The 23,508-nt window shown below is 63.4% G+C and carries 22 protein-coding genes; 11 read left to right on the top strand and 11 right to left on the bottom strand.

All coding sequences use genetic code 11. The annotated features are described in order from the left end of the window. From AC5ZG5_RS24360 to AC5ZG5_RS24350, 3 genes are read right to left on the bottom strand one after another with little or no spacing between them, the layout of a single operon-like run. Window positions 1-1,083, bottom strand: coding sequence for an ABC transporter substrate-binding protein (locus AC5ZG5_RS24360; RefSeq protein WP_456642095.1), 1,083 nt, complete (start codon window positions 1,081-1,083; stop codon window positions 1-3). 20 nt (window positions 1,084-1,103) lie between these two features. Next, the gene (locus tag AC5ZG5_RS24355; protein ID WP_456642096.1) at window positions 1,104-1,832 is read right to left on the bottom strand and encodes an ABC transporter ATP-binding protein; all 729 of its coding nucleotides are present in this window, start codon (window positions 1,830-1,832) and stop codon (window positions 1,104-1,106) included. After that, a complete protein-coding gene (locus AC5ZG5_RS24350) occupies window positions 1,829-2,446 on the bottom strand; it encodes an ABC transporter permease subunit (RefSeq protein ID WP_245474698.1) in 618 nt (205 codons plus the stop codon). Before AC5ZG5_RS24350 ends, AC5ZG5_RS24355 begins: the two co-directional genes overlap by 4 nt. Window positions 2,447-3,216: 770 nt before the next feature. Here AC5ZG5_RS24350 and AC5ZG5_RS24345 point away from each other — a divergent pair. Genes AC5ZG5_RS24345 through AC5ZG5_RS24330 form a run of 4 tightly spaced genes read left to right on the top strand, consistent with a single transcriptional unit; the run spans window position 3,217 to window position 8,466 of the window. Further along, on the top strand, window positions 3,217-4,869 hold the full coding sequence (locus AC5ZG5_RS24345; RefSeq protein WP_456642097.1) for an ABC transporter substrate-binding protein: 1,653 nt from the start codon (window positions 3,217-3,219) through the stop codon (window positions 4,867-4,869). Between the two features lie 38 nt (window positions 4,870-4,907). Continuing rightward, complete coding sequence (locus tag AC5ZG5_RS24340) at window positions 4,908-5,918, top strand: ABC transporter permease (RefSeq protein ID WP_456642098.1); 1,011 nt, start codon at window positions 4,908-4,910, stop codon at window positions 5,916-5,918. Further along, on the top strand, window positions 5,915-6,763 hold the full coding sequence (locus AC5ZG5_RS24335) for an ABC transporter permease (RefSeq protein ID WP_456642099.1): 849 nt from the start codon (window positions 5,915-5,917) through the stop codon (window positions 6,761-6,763). The genes AC5ZG5_RS24340 and AC5ZG5_RS24335 overlap by 4 nt, the downstream gene beginning before the upstream one ends. Beyond that, window positions 6,742-8,466, top strand: coding sequence for a dipeptide ABC transporter ATP-binding protein (locus AC5ZG5_RS24330; protein ID WP_456642100.1), 1,725 nt, complete (start codon window positions 6,742-6,744; stop codon window positions 8,464-8,466). Before AC5ZG5_RS24335 ends, AC5ZG5_RS24330 begins: the two co-directional genes overlap by 22 nt. 15 nt (window positions 8,467-8,481) lie before the next feature. On the opposite strand, the gene AC5ZG5_RS24325 is transcribed toward AC5ZG5_RS24330, so the two are convergent. Together AC5ZG5_RS24325 and AC5ZG5_RS24320 are read right to left on the bottom strand one after the other, a co-directional pair. Beyond that, window positions 8,482-9,492 (bottom strand): DUF2891 domain-containing protein, encoded by a 1,011-nt coding sequence (locus AC5ZG5_RS24325; RefSeq protein ID WP_456642101.1) that lies wholly within the window; start codon window positions 9,490-9,492, stop codon window positions 8,482-8,484. Continuing rightward, window positions 9,489-10,412 (bottom strand): hypothetical protein, encoded by a 924-nt coding sequence (locus AC5ZG5_RS24320; RefSeq protein WP_456642102.1) that lies wholly within the window; start codon window positions 10,410-10,412, stop codon window positions 9,489-9,491. Before AC5ZG5_RS24320 ends, AC5ZG5_RS24325 begins: the two co-directional genes overlap by 4 nt. An 89-nt stretch (window positions 10,413-10,501) precedes the next feature. Between AC5ZG5_RS24320 and AC5ZG5_RS24315 the strand changes: the two genes are divergently transcribed. Both AC5ZG5_RS24315 and AC5ZG5_RS24310 read left to right on the top strand, forming a co-directional pair. After that, window positions 10,502-11,416, top strand: coding sequence for a LysR family transcriptional regulator (locus tag AC5ZG5_RS24315; RefSeq protein WP_456642103.1), 915 nt, complete (start codon window positions 10,502-10,504; stop codon window positions 11,414-11,416). A 158-nt stretch (window positions 11,417-11,574) separates the two neighbouring features. Next, the gene (locus tag AC5ZG5_RS24310; RefSeq protein ID WP_456642104.1) at window positions 11,575-12,936 is read left to right on the top strand and encodes an FAD/NAD(P)-binding protein; all 1,362 of its coding nucleotides are present in this window, start codon (window positions 11,575-11,577) and stop codon (window positions 12,934-12,936) included. Between the two features lie 67 nt (window positions 12,937-13,003). On the opposite strand, the gene AC5ZG5_RS24305 is transcribed toward AC5ZG5_RS24310, so the two are convergent. Then, the gene (locus AC5ZG5_RS24305) at window positions 13,004-13,786 is read right to left on the bottom strand and encodes a class II aldolase/adducin family protein (protein WP_456642105.1); all 783 of its coding nucleotides are present in this window, start codon (window positions 13,784-13,786) and stop codon (window positions 13,004-13,006) included. A 15-nt stretch (window positions 13,787-13,801) separates the two neighbouring features. Beyond that, entirely contained in the window at window positions 13,802-14,794 is a 993-nt protein-coding gene (locus AC5ZG5_RS24300) for an NAD(P)-dependent oxidoreductase (RefSeq protein ID WP_456642106.1), read from the bottom strand. A gap of 221 nt (window positions 14,795-15,015) precedes the next feature. Between AC5ZG5_RS24300 and AC5ZG5_RS24295 the strand changes: the two genes are divergently transcribed. From AC5ZG5_RS24295 to AC5ZG5_RS24280, 4 genes are all read left to right on the top strand, one after another. Then, the gene (locus tag AC5ZG5_RS24295; RefSeq protein WP_456642107.1) at window positions 15,016-15,414 is read left to right on the top strand and encodes a VOC family protein; all 399 of its coding nucleotides are present in this window, start codon (window positions 15,016-15,018) and stop codon (window positions 15,412-15,414) included. Window positions 15,415-15,846: 432 nt separating this feature from the next. Continuing rightward, window positions 15,847-16,854, top strand: a complete 1,008-nt coding sequence (locus AC5ZG5_RS24290) for an ABC transporter substrate-binding protein (protein ID WP_456642108.1) — start codon at window positions 15,847-15,849, stop codon at window positions 16,852-16,854. 1 nt (window position 16,855) lies between these two features. Next, window positions 16,856-17,671: an ABC transporter ATP-binding protein gene (locus tag AC5ZG5_RS24285; RefSeq protein ID WP_456642109.1), complete on the top strand. Its 816-nt coding sequence runs from the start codon at window positions 16,856-16,858 to the stop codon at window positions 17,669-17,671. Further along, window positions 17,664-18,488 carry an ABC transporter permease gene (locus AC5ZG5_RS24280; RefSeq protein ID WP_456642110.1) on the top strand — a complete coding sequence of 275 codons (825 nt, stop codon included), beginning with the start codon at window positions 17,664-17,666 and terminating at the stop codon, window positions 18,486-18,488. Before AC5ZG5_RS24285 ends, AC5ZG5_RS24280 begins: the two co-directional genes overlap by 8 nt. A 221-nt stretch (window positions 18,489-18,709) precedes the next feature. Here AC5ZG5_RS24280 and AC5ZG5_RS24275 read toward each other — a convergent pair whose 3' ends face one another. Together AC5ZG5_RS24275 and AC5ZG5_RS24270 are read right to left on the bottom strand one after the other, a co-directional pair. Further along, window positions 18,710-19,531 (bottom strand): acetoacetate decarboxylase family protein, encoded by an 822-nt coding sequence (locus AC5ZG5_RS24275; protein ID WP_456642111.1) that lies wholly within the window; start codon window positions 19,529-19,531, stop codon window positions 18,710-18,712. Continuing rightward, entirely contained in the window at window positions 19,528-20,109 is a 582-nt protein-coding gene (locus AC5ZG5_RS24270) for a DUF4865 family protein (protein WP_456642112.1), read from the bottom strand. The genes AC5ZG5_RS24275 and AC5ZG5_RS24270 overlap by 4 nt, the downstream gene beginning before the upstream one ends. A gap of 112 nt (window positions 20,110-20,221) precedes the next feature. On the opposite strand from AC5ZG5_RS24270, the gene AC5ZG5_RS24265 reads away from it, so the two are divergent. Next, the gene (locus tag AC5ZG5_RS24265) at window positions 20,222-21,079 is read left to right on the top strand and encodes a LysR family transcriptional regulator (RefSeq protein ID WP_456642113.1); all 858 of its coding nucleotides are present in this window, start codon (window positions 20,222-20,224) and stop codon (window positions 21,077-21,079) included. 159 nt (window positions 21,080-21,238) lie between these two features. Here AC5ZG5_RS24265 and AC5ZG5_RS24260 read toward each other — a convergent pair whose 3' ends face one another. Beyond that, complete coding sequence (locus AC5ZG5_RS24260; RefSeq protein WP_456642114.1) at window positions 21,239-21,559, bottom strand: 4Fe-4S binding protein; 321 nt, start codon at window positions 21,557-21,559, stop codon at window positions 21,239-21,241. Next, the gene (locus tag AC5ZG5_RS24255) at window positions 21,556-23,184 is read right to left on the bottom strand and encodes an FAD-dependent oxidoreductase (RefSeq protein ID WP_456642115.1); all 1,629 of its coding nucleotides are present in this window, start codon (window positions 23,182-23,184) and stop codon (window positions 21,556-21,558) included. Before AC5ZG5_RS24255 ends, AC5ZG5_RS24260 begins: the two co-directional genes overlap by 4 nt. Window positions 23,185-23,508: the final 324 nt, after the last annotated feature.

Here is a 23,508-nt window from a genome sequence, read left to right as displayed (position 1 = left end):
TTATGCACCGAGCTCCAGCGCGACCGCCTTCTTTGCTGTGTCGAATTGAGCGCCCAGCAGGAACGATCGAACGTCGACCTTGTTGGGCAGAACGCCAAGCGCATGGAAATTGTCGGCGAGATCCTGGGTCGACGCCGCGGCTGCTTCATCGATCGGCCTCAGCGCGACGGCGGTCGATTCGGACAATCTGGCATCGCGGACAAGCTTTTCGTAGACGGCCTGCTCAGTCCCATTCGGCGGAAAGCCGCCCTGCGACGCCCAGAGCGCAACGGACTCAGCCGGATGCGCGAAGATATAGGCCTGGGTCTCCCGGATGATCTTCACGAACTTGGCGAAGAGCTGCGGATACTTCGCCGCGACATCACTGCGCGCGACGTAGAAGGCGTAATCGTAGGTTTTCACGTCGGGCAGCAGGCGGGCCTTGCCGCCAAGCTTTGTCAGCGCCAACGCCGTGGCCGGCTGCCAGTGGATCCAGCCGTCGATGCTTCCTTGCGCGAAAGCCGTGAACGCATCCGCCCCGCTCAGGCTGACGGCCTGCACATCAGACAACCTGAGGCCGGCGGTCTCCAGATATTTGATCAGGCTGTAGGTGCCGGTCGTACCGTTCTGGTGGGCGATCTTCTTGCCCTTCAGATCGGCCGCCGTCTTGATCGACGAACTGGCCTGCACCAGGAAATCGACCTCATCGACCGGCAAGGGATAGGCCGCAAGCGGCACGATCGGAACACGCGCCGGAACGGCGTTTACGACCGCCGTTGCGGTAGCAAAGGTGAAATCGACGGAGCCGGCCTTGATCGCCTCCATCACCGGCAGCGATGCCGTGAAGCCGGGTTGCCAGACGATCTTGGTGCCGAGCTCCTGCTCGAGATTGCGGCCGCCCACGCCGGCCCGCAGCGATGCCCAGACGCCGGTGCGGCCGTCTCCGATCACCGCGACAGTCAGCTGCCGGGGCACGGGATCGGCGGCATTCGCGCGCGGAGCCCTGCCCACCCCCGTCGCAGCCGCGGCAAATCCAGCACCGATCGACAGCACCGAGCGCCGCGAGATACCCGCGCCACCGCGCGTCCAACCACCAAAAGTCATAACTTCATCCCTCCGTCTTGTTATGCAACGGCAACCAAATCGCGCTCGGCCGTCAGCAGGCCGTCGAGCAGTTCCTCTTTCAGAGCCGACAGCACCCGATCGCCGCGGTGCCGCGGACGCGGCTGGTCGAAGATCAGATCGCGCGCGATGCCGCCATCCTTGACGAGGAGCACGCGATCGGAGAGCAGCAACGCCTCCTCGACGTCGTGCGTCACCAGCACGACGGTGCGGGGTCGCACGGCGAGCAGTTGCCCCAGCAGCAACTGCATCGCAGCCCTGGTGATGGCGTCGAGCGCCCCGAACGGCTCGTCCAGCAGCAACAAGTCAGGCTCGTGGATCAGCGCCCGTGCCAGCGCCACGCGCTGACGCTGACCGCCCGACAGCCCGACCGGAAATTCGCTCTCGCGCCCCTGCAGCCCAACTCCTTCGAGGATGCGCCCAGCCTCGTCCTTCTTGCCCTTGATGCCCAGCAACACATTGCCGAGCACAGTCCGCCACGGCAGCAGCCGGTCCTCCTGGAACATCAGTCGCACGTCCGCCTTGTGGCCGGTCGTCCGGAGTTCGATGCGGCCAAGCGAAGGCGCGTCCAGCCCTGCCACAAGACGCAGGAGCGTCGACTTGCCGGCGCCGCTCGGCCCGATGATCGAGACAAACTGGCCGGCCGCGATATCGAGATCGACGTTGTCAAGGACCTTGCGGCCGGCGAATGATTTGCCGACCGAACGCAGGCTGACGCTGGCTCCGCTCATGCCTTGACCCTGTCGGCATAGTTCGGATGCCAGCGCAGCAGCCGTCGTTCGATCAAGCGCGTGATGAAATCCGACAGCCAGCCTGCCATGGCATAGAGAATGATGGCCAGCACGATGATGTCGATGCGCAGGAGTTCACGGGCATTCTGCACGAGGTAGCCAACGCCGTCCCGCGACGCGATCGTTTCACCCACCACAAGCGTGAGCCAGGCCACGCCAAGCGCATAGCGCATGCCGACCAGGATGGGCTGGAGCGCTGCGGGGAGAATAATGGACCAGACCAGCTCGGCGCGCCCGAGGCCGTAGGATTTTCCAAGTTCGATCAGCTTGGGATCAACATTGCGGATGCCGCCGACCGTATTGATGTAGACCGGGAAGAGCGACCCCATCGCGACGAGAATAAGCCGCGGCTCCTCTCCGATGCCGAACCAGAGGATCATCAGCGGCACCAGCGCCAGGTGCGGAATGGTCCGGATCATCTGCAAGGATCGATCGAAGAGTTCATGCACCGGCTCGAACAGCCCCACGGCCAGGCCGATCAACAGTCCGCCGAAGGCACCGATGCTGAAGCCGATCGCAACCCGGCGGAGACTGACAAGGATGTCGTGCTGCAATTCCCCGCGTTCGGCAAGCTGCCGCGCGGCGTCCCAGATGTCGGATGGCGCCGGCACGATTGCCGTGGACACGATCCCCGTTGCAGAGAGGAACTGCCAGATGAGCAGCAGGCCGACCGGGAGAAGCCAGGGTAAAGCGACGGAGCGCCAGATCGGAGCACGCGCGCGCAATCTCGATACTTCCGATGGACGCGCAACATCGGCGACCACCGTTACAACGGTTTCGCCGGCACGGTGGAACGGCTCCGTGCGATTGGCTGCGGGCGCCACCTTCGTATCGGCAGGCCTGGAAAGTAGCGACGCATCCGTCATAAATCGAACTTGCTCCGTCTCAGCTGAGACGGCGTCACCTTCGCAAACTCCGACGCGCAATTCGATGGTAGCAAAATTCGTATTTCGGTCGCTGGCACGAATGCCGTTCTACCGCGCGCAGCGTTTAGCAGAATGTCTTTTCAAGACGGCGATGCACTAAGCGATTTGACGAGCCTGAGAGGAGCGCTTCGAAGGTGAACTCGATTTGACGCTCGGCCAGGAACGACAGTCGACTAATTCTTGTCATAAGACGACCTCGATCGAGCACATTCGCGCCGAGACGAAATGGCGGTCGCGCTCATTGCTCCGATCCCGAGGCATTTGTTGCCCGTCTCCAGCGAAATTTGGAATGGCCAGCTCTCTTCGTTTCACTTCTTCTAGGCAGAAACGTCGACCGTGCCGAAGTATCTCCATAGGACCGTGGGCCGACCGATGCCACGAATCATCAGGGGTTATCTATGACCGCGCGCTTCTTTTCGCTCTTGCTCCCCCGACGGCGGCTGTTGATCGCAACCTCCGTTGTTGCAGCGGCTACCTTGACGGCGATGACGGGCCTATCCCCAGCTCAAAGTGCCGGCGCTCCGCCAAATGGCGGTGACATCACCTTCCTTATCGATTCGCTCGGCGGCACCTGGATTCCAAACAACAGCTCCATCTCCAGCTTCCAAGGCCACATCTGGGGCCACGTGGCCGACAAGCTCGTCTATGTCGATGCTGATGGCAAGGTTAGTCCCTGGATCGCTGAAGGCTGGGAACAGAGCAACGACGCCACCCAGTTCACCCTACACCTCAAGAAGGGTGTGACGTTCTCCGATGGCACCGCACTCGACGCATCGGCCGTCATCGCCAATCTGGACATCTGGTACGCTGGCCGGAAAAGTGAGGGCATCAACCCGGTTGGCCTCTTCCCGAAGACCTATGACCGCGCCGAGGCCGTCGACGCAACCACCGTGAAGGTCTTCTTCAAGGCGCCGACACTCGGCTTCATTCCGACGCTCGGCTATCACGGCTCGATTCTCATCTCCCCAAAGACGCTCGCGCAGCCCGCAGCCCAGCAGGCCGACCTTGGCAAGACGTCCGGCAGCGGGCCGTACGTGGTCGCCGCCTGGAAGGAGGGCGACTTCGTCAAGCTGGTCAAGCGCAAGGACTACAATTGGGGTCCCGCCGCCGTCGGCCACACCGGCCCGGCCTATCTCGACTCAATCACGTACAAGATCGTGTCCGAGCCATCGCTGCGGGTCGCGGCGGTTCAATCCGGACAGGCTGATGTCGCCTACAGCCCCTCGCCGCAGGAGCTGAAATCTCTCAAGGACGCCGGCTTTACTACCGCAACCCCGCGCTATCTCGGCTTCGTCAATGGCCTGGCGGTCAACACCAAGCTGGAGCCGTATAACGATGTGAAGGTACGCCAGGCGCTCCAGGCCGCTATCAACCGCAAGGAGATCATCGACACCATCTATACGCCGGACTGGAAGCTGGCGACGTCCTTCATCCAGAGCAACGTCCCCGGTGCGACCGATCACAGCGACCTCCTGGCCTACAACCCCGGTAAGGCCGAGAAGCTGCTCGACGAAGCTGGCTGGGTCAAAGGGGCCAATGGCATCCGCACCAAGGACGGCAAGCAGCTGTCGCTCACGCTTCACTCCAACCCCTACCTCGCGACGGCGAAGTCGATCGACGAACTCATTGCCCAGCAGCTCGCCAAGATCGGCTGGAAGGTCACCATTCGCGCCTATGACGTCGTAACGTTCGGCGAGAAGGTCCGCTTCGGCGGTCCGGTCGTGCCGGCCTATGAGGTGACCCGCAGCTTCATCGATGCCGGCACGGTCGCCAGCATCCTCACCGATGCCAACAATGGCGAGAACTGGTTCAATCTCGGCGACAGCGACAAGAAGCTCAACGAGCTGCGCGACAAGATTGCCGGCGCTGCCTCTCTCGAGGTTCGCAATCCGCTGCTCGATGAGCTGCAGACCTACGTCCTGGAGCAGGGCTACTTCATTCCGCGCACGCAGATCGTCCAGCGGATCTACGTGCAGTCCCCGAGGCTCAAGGGCGAAGTCTACAACGGCATCGCGTACGCCAGCTATTACACGGCCACGAAGGGCGAGTAAGGCGCCATGCGAGCGAATAGCGCGACGAGGGCGCCGGCATGATCAATGCTTACCTTGCCTATGCCGCAAAGCGCCTCTCGCAGGCGCTCGTCGTGATCCTGCTCGCTTACGTCTTTACGTTCGTCGTCGTCAGCATTTTGCCGGGCGACCCCATCACGAACGTCCTGCGTGACCCCCAAAACGGGTTCAGCGAGGACGAGATCAAGGCGATCATCGCCGCCCAGGGCCTGGACCAGCCGATTCCGGTTCAGCTCTGGACGTCGCTGTCCCATTTCGTCATCGGCGACCTCGGCCTGTCGATGCGGTCCAGCCGACCCGTCGCAACTCTGATCGCGGAGGTTCTTCCGTCAACGCTGATCCTCGCCACCGCTGCGTTCGCGATCGCGCTGCTGCTGGCGGTGACGATCGCCTATGGTACGCAATTTCTTCCGAAACGATTCGGCCAGGGTTTGCTGCGCGGCTTCCCGTCGTTGTTCCTGTCGGTGCCCAATTTCGTTATCGGCCTGGTGCTGATCCACGTGTTCGGCTTCCAGCTCGGCCTGTTCCGCGTGATCGCGCCCGACAGCTTCTGGGCGACCTTCTTCGCCGCGGTCGCGCTGGGCATCCCCGTCTCCGCGCGGATCGCCGAGGCGCTGATCGCGAACCTCGACAAGGAGTCCGAGCAGGAATACGCGGCGGTCGCGCGCGGCCGTGGTCTGACGCAGATGCGCCTATTTGCAAAACATCTGCTCAAGCCGTCTTCGCTCCCGGTCGTCACCGTCATCGCGCTTGCCATCGGCGAGCTGCTCGGCGGCTCGCTCATCACCGAGACGGTGTTCGGCCGCACCGGCATTGGCAGCCTGATACAGCGTGCGGTGAGCACGCAGGATTTGCCGGTCCTGCAGGCGGTTGTCTCGCTCGCGGCGGTCGTGTTCGTGCTGGTCAATTTGACCGCAGATCTCGTCTACCCGCTGCTCGACCCGCGCGTGAAGCTGATCGGTGTTCGCAGGGTCCGCCCGACCACTGCGGACGACAGCGCCGCAGCGATATCCCCGGCGGTGACGCCATGACCCTCGCCTCCTTCTCCTCCACCTCGCGCGTCACGGCGATCGGCCGGCTGGCAGCTCTTCGCGTGCCGCCGACCGTCGCGCTTTCCTTCGCGGTCATCCTGATCGTGATTGCCTGGTCGCTGGCGCCAGGCTTGTTCACGAGTCATAGCCCGATCGCCGGTGTTCCCGCGGAGAAGTTGCTCAGCCCGAGTGCCGCACACTGGTTCGGCACTGATCACCTTGGTCGCGACCTCTATACCCGCGTCGTCTACGGCACGGCGTCCTCGGTGACGAGCGCACTCATCGCGGTCGCTATCGCCGCCGTCACCGGCGGCCTCATCGGCCTGCTCGCAGGCTTCCTGGGCGGCTGGGTGGATATCGTGCTCGCTCGCCTCGTCGACGTGCTGCTGGCGATCCCGAACTTCCTGCTGGCAGTGATCGTCGTTACCGCGATCGGTTTCGACACGACGAACGCCGCGATTGCGACCGGCGTCTCCGCGGTGGCCGTGTTCGCGCGAGTGATGCGCTCGGAGGTCATCAAGACCCGGCAAGCTACTTTCGTCGAGGCGGCGTTCCTGATGGGCGGCTCGCGCTGGCATATTCTGCTGCGGCACGTGCTGCCGAACGCATCGCGCTCGGTGCTCCCGCTCGCGGTCTTGCAATTCGGCCTGTCGATCCTGGTGATCGCGAGCCTTGCCTTCCTGGGCTACGGCGATCCGCCTCCCGCCTCCGATTGGGGTCTGTTGATCTCGATCGGCAAGGACTACCTCAAATGGCCGTGGTTGGTGTACGCGCCCGCCTTCGTCACGATCGCGACCGTCCTCTCTGTGAACAGGATCAGCCGATGGCTGCGCAAGACAGACTGACCGCCAACGTATTCACACGCGCCGAGCTCCCCGCGCCAGTGCCGCTACGCCCGCTTCCGCTGCTCCGGGTCGATGACCTCTCGGTGTCCTACGGGCCGCACGAGGTCGTGACCAATGTGGGGTTCGAACTCGGCCGCGGCGAAAGCCTCGCTCTCATCGGGGAGTCCGGCTCCGGTAAATCGACCATCGCCCGCGCGGTGCTGCGGCTGCTCCCGAGCGGCGGGCGCGCCACCGGCCGCGTTGCTTTCGACGGCCAGGAGGTACTGGGGATTTCTGAGCGCGGCTTCCGGCCTTTGCGAGGACGAGCCATCGGTTTCGTGCCGCAGGATCCCGCGAACTCACTCAACCCGGTGCGGACGATCGGTGCCCAGGCACACGAGGCAGCAGCGCTACTCGACGAGTCGGACAAGGCCACCCGCAAGCAGCTCATCCTGGAGACGTTCGCCGAGGTCGGACTCGACAATCCGCAACGCGTCTACGACTCATATCCGCACCAGCTGTCCGGGGGCATGCTCCAGCGTGTGCTGATTGGCCTGGCGATCCTGCCGCGGCCGGCACTGCTGGTTGCGGACGAGCCAACCTCCGCGCTCGACGTCACGATCCAGAAGCGCATCCTCGACCTGCTCGCGCGGCTGCAGCACGATCTCAAGATCAGTCTGCTGCTCATTACGCACGATCTTGCGATCGCCGCCGAACGCGCGAACTCGCTCGTGGTGCTCAAGGACGGTATCATCCAGGAAGCCGGCCGAACTGCTGCCGTCTTCTCCTCGCCGGCGTCGGCCTACGCAAGGAAGCTGCGCGCCGATGTCCCGGCGCTTAACCCCGACCGTTACGCCGCGCTGCGCGACACTGGCTTATCAGCTCTCAAGACCGGTGCCGGTGCGACGCCGAAGATCGAGGTCAGCGCCGTCACGAAGACTTTCACCGTCGACGGCAAGACGCTGACGGCCGCCAGCGATTTGTCATTCACCGTTCCCGCCGGCACCACGCACGCGCTGGTCGGCGAGTCCGGCTCAGGCAAGACCACAGCGGTCCGGCTGCTGCTAGGCCTCGAGCAACCCGACGGCGGGACCATCGCGGTCGCCGGCGAACCAATTACCGGTCGCTCGCCGGAGGCATTGCGCTCGGTGTGGCGCCACCTTCAGCTGGTCTATCAGAATCCGTTCACCTCGCTCGACCCGACCTGGACGATCGAGCAGCTGGTGCGCGAACCGCTCGACCGTTTCAGGATCGGAACGCGCAAGGAGCGCGACGAGCGGGTTCGCGAGGCCCTGGCCGACGTCGGGCTTAGCGAGCACCTCCTATCCCGCAAGCCCGCGGCCCTGTCGGGCGGCCAGCGCCAGCGCGTGGCCATCGCTCGCGCACTCGCGCTCAAACCCGATGTGATCGTGCTCGACGAGCCCACCTCCGCGCTCGACGTCAGCGTCCAGGCCGACATCGTCGAAGTCCTGCTCTCGCTACAGGCCAATCTCGGCCTTACCTATGTGTTCGTCTCCCACGACCTGGCGCTGGTGCGCCAACTCGCCCACACCGTCTCGGTGATGCACCGTGGACGCATCGTCGAGCATGGGACCGTCACCGACATCTTCGACGATCCGCGGCAGCCCTATACAAAGTCGCTGCTGGCCTCCATCCCTTCAGGCGTCACCGACACCGCAGATGCGCCGCAGTTGCGGCCTCGGTTGATCATCGCTGCCGAATGATCGAAACAGTGTCGCTCATTCGTCATCGAGCGCGAGAACGGCGAAGCTCGCGAGCCAGTGTTCGCCCATGTAATGCTCGGCGATATGAGGAAGGCCTGCGGCGAGATGTTCCTGCGCGGCTTCGTGAGCAATGGCGCGACAGGGGTCGGCTGCCGGCAACGCATTGCCGAGCGAACGCCAGCACCAGGCCCGACTGAGATTAAGTCCGTCGAGATGGGCGATCTTGCCGTCCGTGCGATCGCTGACCGACGCAGGCCGGAACAGCGTGGCGGGCTGCCGCTCGGACAATCGCGGCAGGAACTGACCGAACCAGGGCAAGAACTCGTTCGGCGGCAACAGGCGCCGCATGCACTCGGCCTCGATCAGGGCCGAGGACTGGAAATCATCGCCATTCGGCTCACCCCAGGCCGGGCAATCGCGATCCTCGCCATACCAGCGCTGGCCGGTGTCGCGCAGCAGCTTCGTCAGACCGTCGTCCTTGCTGATATCGGCGTAGTCGGCGGCCATGCGCAGGCCGAACGCGGTGTTGAAATGTGTGCCGACGCGCACTGGATATGTCGCTCGCGGCAGGAAGTCGCGAAAGCGTAGCACGATGACCTCGGTCAGCGGCGCGAGATTGCGACCCCAGCGGTCATCGGATTGCAACGCTAACTCGGTTGCCAGCTTCAACAGCCAGGCCCAGCCATAAGGCCGCTTGAAGCCGCGGGCAGTCGGGCGAGCGAAGTAAGCACGCTCGGCGGCGACCTTCTGGGCAATGAACTGCGTGTCGAACAGCGCGCGAATGTCAGACGCCGGCGCAAAATCAGGATAGCGGCGCAGCAGTCGCGCCAGCATCCAGTAGCTGTGGACGCAGGAGTGCCAGTCATAGCTGCCGTAGAAGATCGGGTGCAGCTGGCTCGGCGTGCGGGCGTCCGCCGGTTCGGCCAGCGCGTGGTCCACATTGTTGGGATATTCCCGCCTGACATGGCCGAGCGCGATGCGGGCGAAATGCTGGGCGTGATCGAGGGTGAGACGGGGCGTGGTCACGGTTTGGCCTTCCCAGTGTTCCGCCCGATCAATATCTCGATCAGGCGCGGCAGGAGGTAGATCGGAAATTGCGCAGCGGCGAAGTATAGGGCCATGCGCGGCGAGGCGGCAGCACCCAGCGCCGACCAGACCAGGCCGACATTGCGATTGCCGAGGATGAGGCCGACAGTCAGACGCTGGCCCAGATTGCCCGGCAGCAGCACGGCGCCCGCCGCTTGAAGGGCAATATTACAGGCAAAGGCAAGCCCGAGGCACAGCGTGGCGGCTTGCACATCGGCGGCGATCTGCGCGCGAATGCCGGCCATGGTCGCAACGGCAAAGACGAGGAGCGCCGTGACAATGATCCCGTCGACGACCTCGCCATGGGCCGCCAGCATCGAGGCCGCATGCCGTCGGACCAGGAACGCCACGCCTTCAGCGCTGCCGATCAGCAGCGCCAGACGCAGCGCAAGCTTGAGCGCGCTGATCTCTAGTCCCCCGAACCAGCCCGCCAGAAGCGGCACGGTGACCGGAGCCAGCACCATAGACAACACCGTCACCACGAGCGGCACCGCGCCATCGAGCCCGAGCATACGTGCCACCGCCGCCGTTCCGCTCGATGGCGGCGCCGACACGGCGAGCACGATTGCAAGCGCGAGTTCCGGACCGAGGTTCAAGACGCGGCCGGCAATACCGACCAACAGCGGGCAGGCAACCATGACGATCGCGGGAAGCAGCACGGAGAGTGACGGCCGCCGCAGCGCGGCGATGACAGCCTTGCTGTCGATGCGCAATAGCGTTCCGAGCACGATCAGGAAGATCGTGATCGGCATCAGTGGGCGCGCCAAATCCGCAAGCGCCGGAAAGGCGAGCCCAAGCAGCACGCCGAGCGCCAACAATGTCGGTCCGCGCGGGATGAGGCGCAGGAGTGAGGGTCGCATACGCCTCGTCCAGTCATGTCGTCTCCGCCAAAGGACCACATCTCACGACATTCTTGAAATCGATTATTGCTATATCTATCATCGCTCAGATGAATTTAGCTTCCGTCGACCTCAACCTCCTGGTCGCCTTCGAGGCGCTGATGGAGGAGCGCCACGTGACCCGCGCCGGCCGACGCATTGGCCTCGCGCAACCATCGATGAGCAGCGTGTTGACGCGGCTGCGCGCGCTGTTCGCTGACGAGCTTTTCGTGCGCTCGGCCTCCGGCATGCAACCGACGGCCAAGGCACTGGCGCTGACCCAGCCGATCAGCGACGCACTGGCACAGATCAGAGGTGTGCTCGCGCCCACATCAGCGTTTGATCCGGCAACAGTCAGCCGCCGCCTGTCGATTGCCGCGACCGATTATGGCGACCTCATCGTGGTGCCGGCACTGGTCGAGGCGCTGCGACGGGAAGCTCCGGGGATCGATCTCGTGGTGCGTCCCATCATCGATCCGGCCGCGAGTGTCGCGAGCCTCGAGCGCGGCGACGTCGACGTGCTGATTGGCGGCCACCTTCCCGCTTCCCCGCGTATCACAAGATGCACGCTCTTCAAGGAGACATTCGTCTGCATTCGCGACGCCAAGCGCGCGAGGCGCAAGGCGCCGCTCACCAGGGATGAGTATGCGCGTCTTCCGCATGTGCTGTTCTCATCCGCCGGCGGCGACGGACTTCCTAGCGCGATCGACACGATGCTGAGCCGGCATGGACGCAAGCGCCGGACTGCGATCACCCTCGCCCACGTCGTCGCGGTGCCATTTGCAGTCGCCGGAACCGATCTCGTGGCGACCATGGCCGAGCGCATCGCGCGCCGCTTCGCGGCCGCCGCCTGCGTATCCGTCGTTGCTGTTCCCTATGATGTGGAGCCATTCACTATCGACCTGCTCCACTCCCGCCGCGCCCTGGCCGACCCGGCGCTGCGCTGGTTCATCGAATTGGTCAGTCGTGTTTGCAGGGAATTCTGACAAGATCGTCCCAGAAAATTGCGCTTCGACAGAGCGTCGCCTCCCTTATTCGCCGAGTAAGAGAATATCGCACCTGTCTGACAATCAACGCATTTGAGCCGTAGAACCAAACGCGGTTCTGCGACATTGACCGAACGACCAGACACGGGGGCGGCACGATGGGTCCGGAGGGGCGGCACGCGATCGTCATCGGCGGAGGCGCCAGCGGCGTCCTCCTCGCCTTTCAGCTCCTGAAGACCAATCCATCTCGTCTCCGCGTGACCTTGGTCGAGAAGGGGGCGGAGATCGGACGCGGGCTTGCCTATCATGCAGGCAATCCCGAACATCTCCTCAATGTGCGCGTGACGAATATGAGCGCGCTGCCCGACGATCCCGAACATTTCTGGAACTGGCTGTGTGCACGGCCGGGCGGACCGCTTTGTCCCGATCCCTATTGCTTCGTTCCAAGGCAAACCTACGGGGACTACCTCGCCGATCTGATCGCGCCGCTGAGATCGCGCGACGGGACGCGAGGCCTGACCATCGTGCGCGGCGAGTGTGCGGCGATCCGAGAAAATCCGTCCGACGTCGCTGTCACCCTTGCAGACGGAACATGCATCACCGGGAGCACGGCCATTCTCGCGACCGGCCATGATGCCGCAGCCCCGCTGCTGGCGGGCCATGCCGACCCTTGGGCCCCTCCCGCCGACGCCGGCATCGACACGGACGCCACCGTGCTGATCCTGGGGACCGGTCTCTCAATGGTGGACTATGTCCTGTCGTTGCTGCGCCACGGCCACCAGGGGCCGATCGTCGCCATGTCGCGGCGCGGCCTGTTGCCAAGAGCTCACCGACGCGTCGATCCGATGCGCTTTGCCGAAAACGAGATTCCGTTCGGCGCCGAGATCGGGCCGCTGTTGCGCTGGTTGCGTCGACGGGTCGAACTGCACGTCGCCGAGGGCGGCGACTGGCGCGGTGCCATCGACGCGATCAGGCCTTTCACCCAGCGGCTTTGGCAAGAGCTGTCCTTGAGCTCCAGGCGCCGTTTCCTGGAACACGCCCGCGCCTGGTGGGATGTCCATCGCCACCGCACTGCGCCGGAGGTCGAGGCGCGCATTGCGGAGGCCCTCGGGACGAAGCGTCTGACGATCATCGCCGGCAAGCTCGCCAACATCGCGCCGAACCCCGGCGGTGCGCTCGTTCTCTATCGCAGGCGAGGCCAAAGCGAGACATCCGAGCTGCAAGTCGGAGTCATCGTTGACTGCACCGGCATCGTTCGGGATCCCGGAGCCAGCACCAACCCGGCCGTGCGCAGCCTGCTCGACGAAGGCCTTGCTCGCATCGATCCGCTACGGATCGGCATCGACGTCACGCCCGACTGCGCGATCGTCAATCGCGACGGGTCTCCCTCTCGCCGTCTCTACGCCGTCGGCCCGCTGACGCGGGCCGCTTTCTGGGAGATCATCGCCGTTCCCGACATCCGGCAGCAATGCGCGGAGCTGGCTGGCCGGCTCCGTGCGTCCGAGATTCCTCTTGTTTGAGCATGACCTTGTCGGAAAACCGCTCCACACTTTTCGGTGGCGCGGCCCTTCGGGTCCGGATGATGCTCTAGTTGAACAGATCCGGCTCCGCCTCGGTGATCCAGTCCCACAGCGGCTGGAAGCTGAAATAGCCGCCCTTGTGCGTACCGACCTGCCGCGAGGTCAGGCTGGCGATCTCATGGGGGATCGGTTTTGGCGTGCCGGCGGCCTCGGCTAGCAACTGCGCGCGCGCGGCATTATCCATCGCGATGTACCACCACGCGGCCGCCTCGATGGTCGGCCCCACCGTGAGCAGGCCATGGTTCTGCAAGATGGCGGCCTTCTTCGATCCCAGCGCCTGCGCAATCTTGCGGCCCTCTTCAGCCTCCAGCACGACGCCGGAGAACGGATCGAACAGCACGTGATCCTCGTAGAATGCACAGGAATCCTGCGTCAGCGGATCGAGCAGGCGGCCGAGTGCCGACCAGGCCTTGCCATAAGTCGAATGGGTGTGGGCCGCTGCGATCACCTCCGGATGCGCGGCATGGATCGCCGAATGGATAACGAAGCCGGCCTGGTTGATAGGCTTGTCGCCAATGACGATGTTGCCGTCGTGATCGACGAGCTGAAGATCGGACACCTTGATCTGGCTGAAATGCTTCGAGAGTGGGTTGATCCAGAAGCGCTGGGGATATTCCGGGTCGCGCACAGTGACGTGGCCCGCGAGACCCTGATCGAAGCCGTAGCGCGAGAATAGGCGGAACGTCGCGGCGAGCCGTTGCTTGCGGTGCAGCCGCTCCTCCTCGAACGACGCTGACGGCGTGCGCTCGACCAGGGAGTATTTCTTCGGCTTCTCGACAACCTTGTTCATTGTTGGGGTCCTTTTCTAGTATTCGAGGTTCTTGTCGAAGACGTCGGCCAGCGCCACGCCATGCGCATAGGCGTCGAGGTTGACCAGCGTCTTGTCGGCCAGCCGCTTGGCATCCTCGCCACCCGTCCATGAAACGTGCGGGGTCAGGACGACCTTGGGATGGCTATAGATCGGATGGCCCTCGGGCGGCGGCTCGGGGTCGGTAACATCGAGCGTCGCGCCGGCAATCCGCCCCTCGTCGAGCGCCCGCAACAGGGCGGTCTGATCGACGATGCGGCCGCGCGCGACGTTAATCAGATGCAACGATTTCCTGGCCCGTGCCAATACGTCGGCATTGATCAGACGTGTCGTCTTCGTTGTCGCCGGCAGCGCGAGGACGAGATGATCGGAGACCTCGACCAGTTGCTCGATGCTGTCCACGGGCTGGATGCCCGGGAGTAGATATTGCCAGGCCGACCGTCGGAGAACCTTGATGCTGACGCCGAACGGCTTGACCCGCGCGACCACCGCGCGGCCGATCGCGCCGAACCCTGCGATTCCGATCGTCTTGCCGCTGAGCGAGCCCAGCGGGGTGATCTTCCATTGCTCGCGGCTGCGAGGCCGAATGTCGTGGATGCGTTTTTCGAAGGCGAGGATCGCGGCAAGGACATATTCTGCGATCGGATCGGCCGAGATGCCGCGGCCAACGGTGACCACGGGACCGTCGAGCAGCCACCCCGGAAAGAAATCGACTCCCGTCGATGCAGTTTGAATCCAGCGCAGGCCGAACGGCCAGCCCGCCGGCTTGCTCGCAGGTGCCTTGTGCCAGCCCGCCAGGGGCCGCGTCAGCAGCACGTCGGCCTCCGGAGCAATCTCCCAGGGCGCGCGATCAGCGGGGTGGTCGATGATCAGCGGACGCGACCAATGATCAACGAGGGCGGCACCTACTTCCGCACCGAGCTGATTGACGATGATTGGCGACCGCACGCTGGTGGATGCGGGCCTGGTTTCAATTCGGGGAGTGTTCATGTCACGCGTTCATGATGGCAATGAAGCATACATGGTAGGTGCTCGGCGCAAGATAGTCTTTTCAAAGATGACCGGCATCCTGCAACAACAGGACGAGCCGCCTCGGCGAAGCATAACAATTCGTCTCTGCACGTGGCTCGCAGGCCGCAAGTGCGACAGCGCATGCGGCTTGACATTCGCGCGAGCGAAGAGATGTTGAGCCGTAATCAAGGAGATCGCTCATGAAAGTTCTCAACATCCTGACGCGGCGTTACCTGCCGCTGGAGGAACTAGATGCGGCCGTCGACTTCTACGAGACTCTGATCGGTCAGAAGGCGCGTCTTCGCTTTGATTATCCTGAATATGATCTGAGACTGGCGCAGGTCGCATCGATCCTGTTCGTCGCCGGAACCGAACAGAGCCTGAAACGGTTCACCGCAACACACATGACGTTCATGGTGGAGGACATCGAGGCTTTCGCAGCCCATCTGCCGACAGTCGGTGCGACGGTCCTGGAAGCACCGAAGCCGGTCCCCACAGGTCGAAACATGCTCGTGCGCCACCCGGACCAGACACTCGTCGAATATGTCGAACACAACGACAAGCATCCGGCGGACGTGCTGCCTTCGACCTCACGCTGATCCAGTCGGCCGGGCGGCACACGCGCTCAATGAAAGGCAGAACTCTTTTCGACGCTCGTCGCGAACGACTCGTGCTGCCATTGCCGATCAGGGAGACGACTGTTTCGACGTAGAACAGACTTCCCTGGACGTCACCGTGAACGATACAGCGTTTTCCGGAGTTCAACGGTCGCGGCTTTGCCTGCACAGGTTCGACACGCGCTGTAGATAATGGATGTACACCTCGCAGCACTGAGAACACACTTCTTCACCGAAAGACGATTGGAGAAGAAAATGTCTGCCGAACGCGGTCCGGTCAGCGCGATTCTTTCGAAGATCGCGCCGTGACATCAGTTCACTGGACCGGCCGCCTGATTTCCTGAAAGTGTGGCTTTAAGCGGGCCGGAAAACGGCATGTACCGGCCGATCGAACGAAAAACTGAGAGACACAGAATGATTGCATCGAAGCCTTTCTACGCAGCCGCGCTCGCCGTGATCATGGCGGCAATTGGCGCAGATGCCGTCCGCGCCGAGACGGACCAGCTTCGCATCGCCCAGCAATTCGGCATCGCCTATCTCCCGCTCATCGTCGCCAGCGAAAAGGGACTGATCGAGCAGGAAGCCAAGACCCTCGGCATCGCACCGCCTAAGATCGAATGGCTTCGGCTTTCCGGCGCAGCGGCCATGAACGAAGCGCTGATTTCGGGTGGCCTCGACTTCGCGACGGCAGGCATCACGCCGATGATCCTGACCTGGGACAAAACGCGGACCACCGCCAAGATCATCGGTGTGGCTTCTTTGGGCTCGATGGCCAATATCCTCACCACCAACAATCCGAACATCAAGACGCTGGCGGATTTCACCGAAAAAGACCGAATCGCACTCCCCTCGGTCAAGGTCGGCTTCCAGCCAATCGTCCTTCAGATGGCGGCGGACAAGGCATTCGGCAAATACGACAAGCTTGACGAGCTAACCGTCAGCATGCCCCACCCGGACGCGACGGCCCAAATCCTCTCGGGACACTCCGAGATCACGGCGCATTTCACCTCGCCGCCGTTCTCGCAACAGCAATTGGCGAGCGGCAAGGTGCATCAGGTCCTCAACAGCTACGACGTGCTCGGCGGTCCCCACGCTTTTAACGTGGTTTATTCCACCACGAAGTTCGTCAACGACAATCCGAAAACGGTCCAGGCGTTCGTCCGTGGTCTCGACCGCGCCAACGAATGGATCAAGGCTAATCCGAAAGAGGCCGCCGCGCTCTACATCAAAGCGGAGGGTTCGAAACTCGCGCCAGACTTCGTCGAGAGCATCATTCGCGACAAGGACGTCAATTTCACGACGGCTCCGGAGGGAGCCCAGAAGTTCGCGGATTTCGAGGCCAAGGTCGGTTTGATCAAACAGGCCCCAGCATCGTGGCGGGACTTGTTCTGGTCAGGCCTCGGAGAGAAGCCTGGAAGCTGACATGAACGTGGCTCCGCGGCTGACCGGTCTCGTCGGCGAGACCGCATCGCCTACCCTGCTCGAGCTAGATCACGTCAGCATCAGCTATCCGACACCTGACGGCATCCTAACAGCGGTCGAAGACGTCAGCTTCAGGATGTCGGCCGGCGAACGACTGGTTCTGCTGGGCCCGTCGGGCTGCGGCAAGTCCACATTGCTGCGTGCCGTCGGCGGCTTCCTCAAGCCAAGTGCCGGCGAGATTCGCATGAGCGGCCGGCGGATCGGGGCTCCGGGTCCCGACCGCATGACCGTGTTTCAGGAGTTCGACCAGTTGCTGCCGTGGCGCACCGTGCTAGGCAACGTTCGCTATGCCCTGGAGCGGGGAAAATCGCTGTCGCGCAGGGACGCAGAGGGTGTTGCACGTCGATGGCTCGAGCGCGTCGGGCTGAAGAATTTCGTCGACGCCTTTCCCCACACCTTGTCCGGCGGAATGAAGCAGCGCGTCGCGATCGCGCGGGCTTTCGCGCTTGAGCCGGCGCTGCTGCTGATGGATGAACCCTTCGCTGCACTGGACGCGCTGACACGACGACAGATGCAGGACGAGCTGCTCAAGCTGTGCGAGGAAACCGGAAACACCGCCCTGTTCGTGACGCATGGCATCGACGAGGCGATCCGCGTCGGAACCCGTATCCTCGCCCTGACGCCGCATCCAGGGCGGCTGGCCGCAGCGTTCGATGTTCCACCGGAAACCCGTACCCGCGGCGCAGCAGGTTTCGCCGAGTTAGAACGCCGGATCCAGGAGACCGTCTTTGCCGGCCCGGAGATCGATCATGTCTGACATCGCGGCGCCAAATCTGGTTCGCGCACCAGCGCTGCGGCGTGCACTCGCGGGAACGCCCTGGCGGCGCTTCGTCATCCTCGCCGGCTTTGCTCTCGCCTGGGAGCTCTATGCCCGCTGGCTCGACAACGCGCTTCTGCTGCCAACCCTGGGCGCGACGCTGTCGGCACTGTGGTCGGCTATACTGTCGGGCGAACTGCCCAATCGCGCATTGACCTCATTACGGGTTCTGATCACCGGCTACGCACTGGGCGTTGCCGTCGCCGCTGTGTTTACAACCCTTGCTGCCTTGACGCGCTGGGGCAACGAGGCCCTTGGTCTCTTGACGTCGATGTTCAACCCGCTTCCCGCCATCGCGCTGCTTCCCATCGCGTTGCTGTGGTTCGGTGTGGGAACGCCGAGTCTCATCTTCGTCATCGTTCACTCGGTTCTGTGGCCGGTCGCCCTTGCCTGCCACGGGGGTTTTCTTGCCGTCCCGCCAACTCTGAGAATGGCTGGTCGCAACCTCGGCTTATCAGGCGGCCGTTTCGTCGTGGAGATCCTGGTACCTGCGGCCTTTCCCCAGATATTGTCGGGCTTGCGGATCGGGTGGGCTTTCGCCTGGCGCACGCTGATCGCGGCCGAACTGGTGTTCGGCGTCAGCGCTCGCTCCGGCGGAATTGGCTGGTTCATCTACACCAGCCGCGCGCAATTGGAGACCGCCAGCGTCTTCGCCGGATTGCTCACAGTGATTCTGATCGGCCTCCTCGTGGAGGGCGCGATCTTTCGGAGCCTGACACGAATCACGGTGCAGCGCTGGGGACAGATTCAAACCTAATACGCGGCCCTATCGGTCTCGTCTCGATGTGCGTGCTGCCGCCTTGCTCCGGTGCGTCATTCGTTCGGCCAGCGCGGCAATCGCAGCTTGTTTGTTTTGCGTAGACCTTCGCCACTCGCTCCGCCGAGCCGCGCAGTGCATGACTGACCAGCCAAAACGGTCGTTCGCATTCGTGGTGAGGACGTCGAGCGAATAGCACGAGGCGCTGGCGTCGCGCGGACTCATTCCAAAATTCGCTGATCGCGATAGGTTTTGCCGCCCCGTGAATGCAGCACGGAGCCGCCGCGCGGTTCGACGACGGGTAGCTCCGCGAGTGCATTCACAACATGGTACATGGTTGGAAGGTCCGACCATGCCGCACGGTGACAACGAACCGCGCCCTCGCCGCTCAGGTGCCGTTCGACCGTTCGGTCAGGGTCGGCAGCCGGCGTAAGCGTCACCTGCCGCAGCTCCCCTTCACCCCAAGCGCCAGTTCGTAGCACGTATTTGAGCATCAGCGTCCCATCGGAAGAATCTTTCGCAGTGCCATAGGGCGCATCGTGCAGGTCCGAGACCGCAAGATCCAGGAAGCGAAAGCCCATCCAGCCGGCTGCACAAAGCTGCACGCCATCCCAACGCCGCGGCTCGGCGATCTCGGCATAGAGCGTCGGATGACCGACCTCGTCTCGCCCGGTGATGATGGGATCGGCAAGGTTTTCCCAGACGACGGCGAGGAACCGGCCTGCGGCTTCGTCGCTGATACCCGAGAAATGCACCGGCCAACCGACCTGAATCATGGTGTAGCCGCGTCCGGCCAGCCAATCGATTTCCGTCATGTAGTGGAATTCGACAGTGACGACAGGCTCGCCCCAGAGCGAGAAGCCCTCCGGCAGATGTCGTTCGAGCCGCGCGCCATCGGTCAAGAAACTCGCCGCAACCGAAAGACGACGTGGGCTGCGCTTGGGATCAGCGGCCACGTCAAACGGCAATTGCCGTGGTCCGGGCGCCGGCCCGAAATGAGACGGCATTCGATAGATGCGCCCGGCTTCAAAGCGATAGCTCATCGAGCGCTCGCCCGCGGCAGGGTATCGAGCAAGGGTCGGGCCAGATGCAGGATCTGGTAAGCGGCACCGGCGCTCTCTCTGTCCAGCTCATTTTCTGATAGCAAGATCCGCGTGACGGTCCAGTTCTGCGCATCGACGCTGACGACGGCAGCGACCGAACCGGGCCGTTCGGCAGTCGCGCGATTGTGCTCGATCTCGGCGGCGAAGGCCGCTGTGAGATCGGCGTCGATCGCAATGCTGTGCTCCTTCCTGTAGGCGAAACGCGCAAACCGTCCGTTGCCTCGGCGAGCGTCAAGAGCAAAACCGGGCTCGATCTCTGCGCGCCCGAAGCTGTCCGTAACGATCTCGTAGCGGCCGCTCACCAGGAAATCGCGGAAGGCTTCGTCCTGTCGCCAGAGATAAAGCGACGAATAGCTGCTGGCGGCGGCACCGAAATGCCCACTCTCGCGCAGCAGGAACGCCTTGAAGGAAAGCTCGGGCACGGCGTCCCACAGAGGACCGCGCTGCCTCGCGCGGTCGCGGATGAGCGCGACGTCGTAATCGGCCGGCAATCGGTGAGAATAATAGGCAGTGATCATCGGCGCATTTCCCATCGCGTGGATCCGAACACAATGAAGCTTAGCCAATCGTTGATCATTGGAAAATGTCATGAAATAATGTTTCAATGATTATGAAATCGAATGATAGACCATGAAGACGCTAGACATCGAAGCGGTGCAGGCGTTCGTTCTCACTGCTGATCTGAAAAGCTTTACCCGCGCGGCAGAAGCGATGGATAGCACCCAGTCTGCTGTAAGCCTGAAGATCAAGCGGCTGGAGGATGTGCTCGGACGCAGGCTCCTTGAGCGTACGCCGCGCCTGGTTCGGCTTTCGGCGGATGGAACCGCGTTCCTGCAAGCCGCGCGGGTGCTGATCCATGCGCATCATGGTGCGATGGGCTGCTTCGGCATCGAGCCGCGTCGGCTCGTGGTCGGCATCAGTCATCACATCGTCGGCGCGGAACTGCCGCTCCTGTTGCGACGGATGCGCAACGCCGAGCCGGGACTTGTGCTCGAAATCCGCGTCTCGACCTCGGCCGATGTTCTCGACCAGTTTGATCGCGGCGACATCGATGCGGCCGTGGTCTTGCGTCACGACAGCCGACGTCGCGGCGGCGAGGTCATCCTAGAAGAGAGCTTCGGCTGGATGGCCTCGACCGATTTCGAGCATCATCGCGGCGAACCGCTCCGTCTTGCTGCCCAGGCCGACCCTTGCAGCGTGCGCTGCATGGCGGTGGACGCGCTCAACAAGGCAGGCATAGCTTGGACCGAGGTATTCGTCGGCGGCGGGGTCGCGACCATCGGCGCGGCCGTCGCGGCCGGTCTTGCGGTCGCGGCGCTCGGCCGCAGGGTTGCGCCGACCGGAACCATCGACATCGGAGCACAGCTCGGCCTCCCGCCATTGCCGTCTCGCGACGTGGTGCTCCATGCGAGCCGCAGAGACCATGAGACAAGAAACGCGCTAAAAACCCTTACGGCTGCAATCCGGGCCACGGCGGTTAGGCCGTAGCCATCTCGACCACGATGCGCGCTGGCTCTTACCAGTGCCGATATAGATGCCTTTGAATCGTTTCTCGAAGGACGCCTTCACTGGGGCAGAGTGATAGGGGTCGCCAGGCTGCTTGATCCAGGGCTTGTCGCCACTTCGGGCGGTCGACGCCGCATCGTTTCAGTGGCCAAACAGCAGATAGCTGCGATCAATGCCGCGCTGATCCCTCGTCTCATCAGTCCAGCCGACCGCCCTTCGGTAGCTGCCAAGCGTCGCATTCTTTTTCAGAAGGGCGAGATCGACCTGCTGCGGCACGTCCGCAAAGGGCGAGACGAACAGCGCATCCTCGGGACAATAGAGCTCGCAGAGGAAGCAGGTCTGGCAATCGCCCTGGCGGGCGATCACCGGAATCCCGTCGGTCTTGTCGAAGACGTTGGTCGGGCACACATTGACGCAAATATCGCAGGCCGTGCAGCGCTCGGCGTCGATAACCTCGATCATTCCGCAGCCTCCGCATAGGCCGTGTCAGCATGTGCGCGCACCGAGGTCCAAATCTCGTCGAGCCCACCGGCCGTGATGTATTGGCGTTGACGATCGTCCTGATCCGGAAAATCGTCCCGCCGGTGCATGCCACGGCTTTCCTGTCGTGCCAACCCGGATCGATACATCCAGCGTGCCGTCGCCAGCATGGCCGCGCCTTCGCGCGCCCGAAGCAGGTCATCTTCGGCCGCCGCGTCCGCCTGCGACGCTTCGACCCAAAGCGCATCAAGGCGCTCCAGCGACGCAGTCAAACGCCCCGCCTCGCGGAAGTAATTCAGCTCATAGGGAAAGACTTCGTCCTGAACCGACTTTGCGAGCGCTGCCGGCTTATACGCCCGTTCGGAGCGCGGGCGTAGCGCAACAGTCCCGGCCGAAGAGACAGTGCGCCTGGTGGCAACCCCCACTTGTCGCGCATAGTCGGCGGCGCCCTGCCCGGCGAACGTGCCTGAGGATATTGCCCAGGCGGCATTGTGGCTTCCGCCGCCGGTAAATCCACCGCAGATCAATTCGCGGGTTGCTGCATCACCTGCGGCGTAGAGCCCCGGCACGCTTGTGGCGCAGGTGTCGTCGACGATCCGAAGCCCGCCGGTGCCGCGCACCGTGCCCTCGAGTCGCAAGGTGACGGGAAACCGATCGGTGAAGGGATCGATTCCGGTGCGGTCGAACGGCAGGAAGAAGTTCGGCTGCGAGGCCCGCATGTCCCGCCTCACAGTCTCGTCTGCCTTGTCGAGCCGGGCGTAGACTGGCCCCTGCAACAACGCGCGAGCGATGGCCGAGCGCCCGCCCTTCGAGGCTGCACCAGGGACTACGCCGCCATCCTCATATGTAAACGTCGCCCAGCCATAGAACAGCGTCTTGGTCACCGAGCCAAAGGCGGGTGATATCGCGTATGGATTGGAAAACTCCATGCTGGTTAGATCGGCGCCCGCTTCCGCGGCCATCAGATAGCCGTCCCCGGTCAGCACGTTGGAGCCAAGCGTCTTACTGAGGAACGCGCAGCCACCGGTAGCGATCACTACCGCTTTGGCACGTACGGTCCAGCGGTCGCCCTTCTGGCGGCGAAGTCCGCTCGCACCCGCGACCGCACCATCATCGTCCACGAGCAGTTCGAGCGCTGGGCAATGGTCGAGAATAGTGACGCGAGCCTGTTTGGTACGCTTGCGCATCAGCCGCATATATTCGGGACCCTGAAGGGAATTGCGCTGCGGCCTGCCGTTGTCATCGACCGGGTAAGGATAGCCCCAATCGGCCAACCGGTTGCTCTGCTCATAGGTGCAATCGAGCACTCGCGTCATCCAGCGCCGGTCCTGCAGATAACCGCCCATCTTCTCGCGACCGGCCATCGCGGCTTCGCGCAGCGCAGGATCCGGATCGATGTACCAAACGCCGGTGCCGGCTGCCGCCGTCGCACCCGAGGTGCCACAGAATCCCTTGTCGGCGAGCACGACGCGCGCCCCGCACTCGGCCGCGCTGACTGCCGCCCAAGTCCCTGCCGGTCCGCCGCCGATCACCAGGACATCCGCGTCGAACTCAACCGATCCGACCGGCGTTGACGCGCGTTCGGTGCGATACTGTCGATAGGTCATGGATCATTTCTCCGTACGCAATTGCCCGCGGCGGCGCGCAGCATGCGGACAGGAAGGTTACGCGATCGAACGCTGCTGGCAATTTCAGATATTGACGAAGACTTGGGTAAAGCTTTCCCAGTGGCCGCTGGCGAGAGAAAATTTGTGCGGGCTCACGCACGCACTGCCGAGCCCAAGAATCCTCTGCTTCCCTGGAGTTGAGCAGCGATCGACGATTCGGCGATCGCGGGCTGCGACACCTCCAGGCGACACCTTCGTCGGTGGCGTGGCCTGAATAAGTCCCGCCACGACGAACGTCGCTCGCGGCCCGGACGCCCCACATCG

The sequence above is a fragment of the Bradyrhizobium sp. Ses1 genome, from assembly GCF_059512365.1.
The sequence above is the reverse complement of the archived record's forward strand: the minus strand, read 5'-3'. Positions and strand labels throughout refer to the sequence as shown.

What these genes read in the sequence shown, in the direction of transcription:
- AC5ZG5_RS24360 (WP_456642095.1), bottom strand. Translation starts at nt 1,083, where the DNA reads ATGACTTTTGGTGGTTGGACGCGCGGTGGCGCGGGTATCTCGCGGCGC.
- AC5ZG5_RS24355 (WP_456642096.1), bottom strand. Translation starts at nt 1,832, where the DNA reads ATGAGCGGAGCCAGCGTCAGCCTGCGTTCGGTCGGCAAATCATTCGCC.
- AC5ZG5_RS24345 (WP_456642097.1), top strand. Translation starts at nt 3,217, where the DNA reads ATGACCGCGCGCTTCTTTTCGCTCTTGCTCCCCCGACGGCGGCTGTTG.
- AC5ZG5_RS24340 (WP_456642098.1), top strand. Translation starts at nt 4,908, where the DNA reads ATGATCAATGCTTACCTTGCCTATGCCGCAAAGCGCCTCTCGCAGGCG.
- AC5ZG5_RS24335 (WP_456642099.1), top strand. Translation starts at nt 5,915, where the DNA reads ATGACCCTCGCCTCCTTCTCCTCCACCTCGCGCGTCACGGCGATCGGC.
- AC5ZG5_RS24330 (WP_456642100.1), top strand. Translation starts at nt 6,742, where the DNA reads ATGGCTGCGCAAGACAGACTGACCGCCAACGTATTCACACGCGCCGAG.
- AC5ZG5_RS24320 (WP_456642102.1), bottom strand. Translation starts at nt 10,412, where the DNA reads ATGCGACCCTCACTCCTGCGCCTCATCCCGCGCGGACCGACATTGTTG.
- AC5ZG5_RS24315 (WP_456642103.1), top strand. Translation starts at nt 10,502, where the DNA reads ATGAATTTAGCTTCCGTCGACCTCAACCTCCTGGTCGCCTTCGAGGCG.
- AC5ZG5_RS24310 (WP_456642104.1), top strand. Translation starts at nt 11,575, where the DNA reads ATGGGTCCGGAGGGGCGGCACGCGATCGTCATCGGCGGAGGCGCCAGC.
- AC5ZG5_RS24305 (WP_456642105.1), bottom strand. Translation starts at nt 13,786, where the DNA reads ATGAACAAGGTTGTCGAGAAGCCGAAGAAATACTCCCTGGTCGAGCGC.
- AC5ZG5_RS24300 (WP_456642106.1), bottom strand. Translation starts at nt 14,794, where the DNA reads ATGAACACTCCCCGAATTGAAACCAGGCCCGCATCCACCAGCGTGCGG.
- AC5ZG5_RS24295 (WP_456642107.1), top strand. Translation starts at nt 15,016, where the DNA reads ATGAAAGTTCTCAACATCCTGACGCGGCGTTACCTGCCGCTGGAGGAA.
- AC5ZG5_RS24290 (WP_456642108.1), top strand. Translation starts at nt 15,847, where the DNA reads ATGATTGCATCGAAGCCTTTCTACGCAGCCGCGCTCGCCGTGATCATG.
- AC5ZG5_RS24285 (WP_456642109.1), top strand. Translation starts at nt 16,856, where the DNA reads ATGAACGTGGCTCCGCGGCTGACCGGTCTCGTCGGCGAGACCGCATCG.
- AC5ZG5_RS24280 (WP_456642110.1), top strand. Translation starts at nt 17,664, where the DNA reads ATGTCTGACATCGCGGCGCCAAATCTGGTTCGCGCACCAGCGCTGCGG.
- AC5ZG5_RS24275 (WP_456642111.1), bottom strand. Translation starts at nt 19,531, where the DNA reads ATGAGCTATCGCTTTGAAGCCGGGCGCATCTATCGAATGCCGTCTCAT.
- AC5ZG5_RS24270 (WP_456642112.1), bottom strand. Translation starts at nt 20,109, where the DNA reads ATGATCACTGCCTATTATTCTCACCGATTGCCGGCCGATTACGACGTC.
- AC5ZG5_RS24265 (WP_456642113.1), top strand. Translation starts at nt 20,222, where the DNA reads ATGAAGACGCTAGACATCGAAGCGGTGCAGGCGTTCGTTCTCACTGCT.
- AC5ZG5_RS24260 (WP_456642114.1), bottom strand. Translation starts at nt 21,559, where the DNA reads ATGATCGAGGTTATCGACGCCGAGCGCTGCACGGCCTGCGATATTTGC.
- AC5ZG5_RS24255 (WP_456642115.1), bottom strand. Translation starts at nt 23,184, where the DNA reads ATGACCTATCGACAGTATCGCACCGAACGCGCGTCAACGCCGGTCGGA.